Here is a 1,468-nt window from a genome sequence, read left to right on the forward strand (position 1 = left end):
GGGGATTAGTGGCGAACGGGTGAGTAACACGTGAGTAACCTGCCCTTAACTCTGGGATAAGCCTGGGAAACTGGGTCTAATACCGGATATGACTCCTCATCGCATGGTGGGGGGTGGAAAGCTTTTTTGTGGTTTTGGATGGACTCGCGGCCTATCAGCTTGTTGGTGAGGTAATGGCTCACCAAGGCGACGACGGGTAGCCGGCCTGAGAGGGTGACCGGCCACACTGGGACTGAGACACGGCCCAGACTCCTACGGGAGGCAGCAGTGGGGAATATTGCACAATGGGCGCAAGCCTGATGCAGCGACGCCGCGTGAGGGATGACGGCCTTCGGGTTGTAAACCTCTTTCAGTAGGGAAGAAGCGAAAGTGACGGTACCTGCAGAAGAAGCGCCGGCTAACTACGTGCCAGCAGCCGCGGTAATACGTAGGGCGCAAGCGTTATCCGGAATTATTGGGCGTAAAGAGCTCGTAGGCGGTTTGTCGCGTCTGCCGTGAAAGTCCGGGGCTCAACTCCGGATCTGCGGTGGGTACGGGCAGACTAGAGTGATGTAGGGGAGACTGGAATTCCTGGTGTAGCGGTGAAATGCGCAGATATCAGGAGGAACACCGATGGCGAAGGCAGGTCTCTGGGCATTAACTGACGCTGAGGAGCGAAAGCATGGGGAGCGAACAGGATTAGATACCCTGGTAGTCCATGCCGTAAACGTTGGGCACTAGGTGTGGGGGACATTCCACGTTTTCCGCGCCGTAGCTAACGCATTAAGTGCCCCGCCTGGGGAGTACGGCCGCAAGGCTAAAACTCAAAGGAATTGACGGGGGCCCGCACAAGCGGCGGAGCATGCGGATTAATTCGATGCAACGCGAAGAACCTTACCAAGGCTTGACATGGACCGGACCGGGCTGGAAACAGTCCTTCCCCTTTGGGGCCGGTTCACAGGTGGTGCATGGTTGTCGTCAGCTCGTGTCGTGAGATGTTGGGTTAAGTCCCGCAACGAGCGCAACCCTCGTTCCATGTTGCCAGCGCGTAATGGCGGGGACTCATGGGAGACTGCCGGGGTCAACTCGGAGGAAGGTGGGGACGACGTCAAATCATCATGCCCCTTATGTCTTGGGCTTCACGCATGCTACAATGGCCGGTACAAAGGGTTGCGATACTGTGAGGTGGAGCTAATCCCAAAAAGCCGGTCTCAGTTCGGATTGGGGTCTGCAACTCGACCCCATGAAGTCGGAGTCGCTAGTAATCGCAGATCAGCAACGCTGCGGTGAATACGTTCCCGGGCCTTGTACACACCGCCCGTCAAGTCACGAAAGTTGGTAACACCCGAAGCCGGTGGCCTAACCCCTTGTGGGAGGGAGCTGTCGAAGGTGGGACTGGCGATTGGGACTAAGTCGTAACAAGGTAGCCGTACCGGAAGGTGCGGCTGGATCACCTCCTTTCTAAGGAGCACCTACAAGCACCGTGCCC

General features: G+C 57.4%; 1 rRNA gene. It reads left to right on the forward strand.

The features are described from left to right. Positions 1–1,440, forward strand: a 16S ribosomal RNA gene (locus tag ACFVVK_RS20385); the annotation flags it as partial. Positions 1,441–1,468 lie beyond the last annotated feature (28 nt).

It is taken from the genome of Arthrobacter sp. NPDC058192, from assembly GCF_042883665.1.
In the GTDB taxonomy this organism is placed as follows: domain Bacteria; phylum Actinomycetota; class Actinomycetes; order Actinomycetales; family Micrococcaceae; genus Arthrobacter.